The sequence below is a fragment of the Acidiphilium sp. genome, from assembly GCF_049977125.1.
Classification (GTDB): Bacteria; Pseudomonadota; Alphaproteobacteria; order Acetobacterales; family Acetobacteraceae; genus Acidiphilium.
The window spans coordinates 1-4,816 of record NZ_JBMFGY010000180.1; the positions used below are offsets into that span (position 1 = coordinate 1).

The 4,816-nt window shown below is 62.2% G+C and carries 3 protein-coding genes; all 3 read right to left on the minus strand.

Features of this window, described 5'->3' with window-relative positions; genetic code table 11:
• A partial coding sequence (locus ACP5E6_RS16150) for a peptidylprolyl isomerase (RefSeq protein ID WP_427955810.1) occupies positions 1-655 on the minus strand: 655 nt, incomplete at its 3' end.
• A gap of 18 nt (positions 656-673) precedes the next feature.
• The gene (locus tag ACP5E6_RS16155; RefSeq protein WP_427955812.1) at positions 674-2,230 is read right to left on the minus strand and encodes a ShlB/FhaC/HecB family hemolysin secretion/activation protein; all 1,557 of its coding nucleotides are present in this window, start codon (positions 2,228-2,230) and stop codon (positions 674-676) included.
• Positions 2,231-2,361: 131 nt separating this feature from the next.
• On the minus strand, positions 2,362-4,581 hold the full coding sequence (locus tag ACP5E6_RS16160) for a beta strand repeat-containing protein (protein ID WP_427955815.1): 2,220 nt from the start codon (positions 4,579-4,581) through the stop codon (positions 2,362-2,364).
• Positions 4,582-4,816: the final 235 nt, after the last annotated feature.

Sequence of the window (4,816 nt, forward strand, 5' to 3'; positions counted from 1 at the left end):
GGCGGCCGAGCAGCTCAATGATCGCGTAGCCTTGGTCAATCGCGATCGGGCCGGTGACTTCGCCAACCCTTAGCCCATGCAACAGCGCGAGATACGGTGCCGGGAGGCTCAAATCATCCCGCCAGCCCAGCGCGCCGCCCGAGGCCGCGTTGTCAGCCTGGCTGTGCGCGATGGCGAGACGGGCAAATGATGCTCCATGCCGAAGCTGCGCAAGCATCGCCAAAGACTGCTTCGGCGTCGACACCACGATGCTGCGGACCCAGTACTCTTCAGTGGGCGCAGCGGCAAGCACATGATGCATGACCTCGTCGACCTTCGCCTGGGACACCGGGTGGGCGCTCAGGTAGCGCTCAACCGCGAACTGGGCCAGCAGGCGGCGGCGCACATCGGCCTGTCCGGCGTCGATCTGACTCTGCACCGATTCCGGCGGCATCCCGACCGTGCCGGCGAGCAGCTGCTCGCGGACGAGTTGCTGCAGTGCCTCGGCGCGCGCGCGGGGATCATCCAGCGCCTGCGGCGCGGTAGCGAGCAACTGCGCCAGAGTCAACGCATGGCCGTTCACCCGTACCAGGTTCTGCGCAAATGCACCCGCGAGCAGCCCCAGCGATGCCAGGGTGCCGAGTGCGACGCGTCGAATGGTTTGCTTGATCTGCATGCTTGTCATTCCCCTATATCAGAAACCCTGCTGCAGCACCACGTACAGGGCGCGTCGGCCGTTACGGTCGGCCTGCGTGAGGTTGTGCGAATCGATGCGCGTCGCGGCCACGAGGCTGAGCTGCGTGCGCCGCCACTGCAGGCTCACGCCGAGCCCCGCGTCGGCCAGTCCCGTCCATGCTGGGGTGCTCGGCGGCGTGTAGCGTGAAGCCGCCGCACCCTGCTCAACGAAGGCCTGCGCCGAGGCCGTCCAGCGGCCAAGGGATCGCGTCGGGGACTGCAGCACCGCGCGGTTGAGAATGCCGCTGTCGCCGACGATGATCGCGGGCGACCACGCCGACAGGCTGCCGATGCCGCCAAGGACCCATTGCTGATTCTGCGGCAGCGAGCTCCAGGACCATTGCCCCGAGGTGCTCAGACTCAGACTCCAACCGGCGGTGAGCGGCTGGTCCCAGTTCAGGCCGAGGTTGATGTAGCGAAAGCGCGATTCGGGCGCGCCTGGCTGGCTGATGGCGAGGGTGCCGCGTGGGGCGCTCAGGCCAAGCGTGGCCGTGGCGGTCGCGCTAACGCTCGCTTGGCGCCCGAAGGCCACGACGTTCTTCGCGACCCTGAACCCCAGCGATGCGACGTTGTAATCTTGATCAGTGAGCACATAGGCCCCACCGTAGACGTCACTGGCGACATGCACATGCGCGAGCGCGCCGTTCACGCCGAAGCGCGCCGTCGGCGTCGCCGCGAGCAGACGCTCGCCACTCAAGGTCCAGGCCTCGGTGCTGCCTTCCGGGTACAGCGGCGCCCCGGCCGCACCGACCCGATACCGTGCACCTGCCCAGGCGAGGGTGTACTTGCCGTAGGGCGTGATGACCGCGGCCGACGCCCCAGCCCCGTCATAGCGGCTGCCGCGGCTTGCGTTCGTCAGCTCCGGCAGCCCATGGGCATAGTTCAGTGCGAACACCGTTCCATGGCCCGGCTGGAGTTGCAGATTCTCCCCGAGCACGACGCCGCCGGTATAGCGGTTGCCGTAGTTGCCCAGCAGCGCGCTGCCCGATAGCGACTCGAAGCCCGGGTGCTGCGCCGCGTCGAGCACCAGATCGGAACCCCCGGGTTGCGGAGCCGGCCGCAAGTTCGGACGAAAATCCAACCCGCTGGCACTGGCGTAGGCATCGGCCATGACGTTACGCCGCAGCAACTGGTCGTTGGTGACGGTCGGATCGAAAGCCACCCCGCGATAGAACGCAGCCAGTCCCGAAGCCTGCTCGCGCACGTCGACGATGCGCCCTTCGACCACCGCGATGGTAACGTGATTGCTGGAGGTGAGCACCCGAATCCCGATCATCACATGACCGAGACGCCGATACAACGCGAGCAGGCGCTGGGCTGCTTCGGCCGGCCCGGTGGCCGAAGCGAGCTCAGTCCGGATACGCGCAGCAGGCAGTAATGTATTGCCAGTCACGACATAGTCGTAACCGTTGCTCTGGACGCGAATCGGTGCGCCCGCAGCGGCAGGAAGCCTGCGCTCGATGACCGTGCGCGGCATCGCCGTAGGGGTGAAGGTTTGAAGCTGAATCGCTTGCATGAAAAATCTGATTTACGGGCAGCACTGCTATGCGGGCTCAAGCCGTCCTGCGTCCCAATCCAGCAAGCAATGCACCACAAACGTCGAGCCCCGGCTTTGCCGGGGCTCGACATGGGCAGCAACTACTGCGTTTACATCGGTGTGTTGTTTACCACCGATGTCCATGTTGCCGGATCGGCCAGATAGGCCGCGATCAGGGTGCTGTAGCTGTTCTTGTAGACCCCAGAGCCCAACGCGGGGTTGAAATTACTCGGGCTCTGGGTCATCGAACCGCCGCTTTCCAGATAGACGGCAGGGACGCCCGTTGTCGGGGTGGAGCTGACGTTCACGCGCATCGCCGGGCCCGTGACGAAAAAAGCCTGGTTATTCACACTGATCACCGGCGACTCGAGGAACACGCCCTGATACGCGATGACCTTGGAACCCCAGGCATTGAGTACCGGGACGTTGACAGTCACGCTCTGGCCAGCCTTGAACACCACGCCACCGGAAAACACGAAGGGCAAATTCGAGCCGTAGGGAAGTCCCAGATAGCCGTCGGCCTTATTGTAGAACGAATTGTTAAACATGCTGCTGTAGGGGTCGTTCAAGATCCCGTTGTTACCACCGCTGGCTGAACCGCCAACAAGCGTGAGATTGTCAGTCGCCTGGATGATCAGGCTTCCTCCATTCGCCACCTCGCCAGCGGCCTGGCTAAACGTGGCATTCGTCAAAACACTCGCTTGGCTGTAATTGCCGGAATTGTCGACCTGAAGCGGGTAGTAGAACTTAGTCTGTGTCGAGTTGTAGAACGAATTGTTGATCTGCGAAGCAATCGGACTCCAGGTTCCGCCCGAATCAACAGTTGCACTGCCATTAACGTTCAGGTTGACATAATTAACCGTCGTCGGATCGTTCGCAGAGGCAGCCGACCACAGGTGAATCGCCACGGATCCCCCTGTGGTGGTCGGGTTGATGCCGAGGCCGTTGGCCAGGTAATTGGTCTGGCTCGCCGTACCATTGGCGCCACCGTTGATCGTGCCGGTGATGAACAGGCTGAGATCGTTGGCGGTGATCGGATATGTCCCGTTGGTGCCTTGAAGGTTATGCGCCAGCGCGACCATACTGCCGGCGGTCAGCGCGGCGTTGCTGCCGAGAGTAATCTGACTGCCTGGCGCGTAGATCGCCAGTCCTGCGGTGCCGGTGTTGTAACCGGCCTGGCCATAGCCGTAGCTGGCGCTGTTCAGGAGGCTCGGATCGGGCACCACACCACTGGTCGGCGCGTTGATCGTGCCATTGATCGTGATCGTGTTGCTGGCGCCAGCGGTGCTCGGATTGGACGTATCGAGAATCACGGGCCCTTGGGGCGAGCTGATCGATCCGGAAACCGTGATGCCTGAATCTGCAAGCAGCGCGGTTTGCTGGTTGCTGTTCGCGGCCTGGGTGACGCTGACGCTGCCTCCATTTGTGATGGTATAGCTGCCGGTACCCGGGATCAGATTGATGTACCCCAAAGAGCCGAACAAATACGGCGAGCTCAAATTCGCGACGCGGTAAACCGGCGTCTGACTGACGCCACGGACCGTGTCGGTGCTCTTCGTCGGCGTCCATCCGGCAGACTCGAGCATGAAGCCGTTCGCGGAATAAGAATCCGGGGCTTGAATATTGATGACCCCGTTGTTGACAATCGACCCGCCCAGCAGCAGCAACGCGCCGTCATTGCCGCTTTGCGTCGATCCGACGTTGAGCGTCGCGTTGTTGATTGTGATCGCCCCCGGGGTTCCGATATTGCCAAAATCCAGGTAGCTGGCCCCTCCGCTGTTTTCCCCGACGAAATCTGCGGCCGCGGTGGTGTTGTTCATGTTCCAGCCGATCAGGCCAAGACGGGCAGCGGCATTGATTGTCGCCCCGCTGCCGATGACAATCCCGTTGCCGTTTGCAAGGTAGAAGTCGAGGTTGCTGGTGTTCAGGGTGCCATCGATTTCACTCGGATTGCCCGAGGCATCGATATTGAGTACCGCCCCATAGCCGGCGTACCGCGGCAAGATCGCGTTGAACGTCATCGACGAATTGGAACCGATGTTGAATCCCTGAGGATTCGTCGAGTCCGGAACTGCGGGGGTCGCCGACCCACCCTGCCCCCAGCGGATCACGGCCCAAGGGCTGGACGAACCACTGTTCCCGAGCGTCACCACGGCACCGCTGCTCAGACCGGTAATGGTTGACCCGACGGCACCACCGTTCACCGTGGTGCCGCTATTCACAGCGATGACTTGCCCACCACCGGGCATCTGCGTTGCGCTGGGCGTCGCAGCTGCAGCGGCCGAAAACAGCATGCCGATAGCGGCGGCGAGAACGGTTTTTTGATTCATCTTCATTCATCCTCCAGATCATCTGGCAGACGGCAAGCCGCCCGAGGTTTACATCGGAACCCGTCAGGGAAGGTCTGCATAACTCTGCTTGCAGAAATTTGCAGTCAATAACTTCAATCAGTTGCGATAGCGTTTTTTGCGAAACCAGAAACAGGACTTATGCAATCCATCCTTAGGGAACCGCTGATTTATCCGGCCCACGTCTGGCATCATTGAGTCCCATTCTCTGATCCTC

Bases quoted from the DNA above. Each gene is read 5' to 3' on its own strand.
- ACP5E6_RS16155 (WP_427955812.1), bottom strand. From the start codon at position 2,230: ATGCAAGCGATTCAGCTTCAAACCTTCACCCCTACGGCGATGCCGCGC.
- ACP5E6_RS16160 (WP_427955815.1), bottom strand. From the start codon at position 4,581: ATGAATCAAAAAACCGTTCTCGCCGCCGCTATCGGCATGCTGTTTTCG.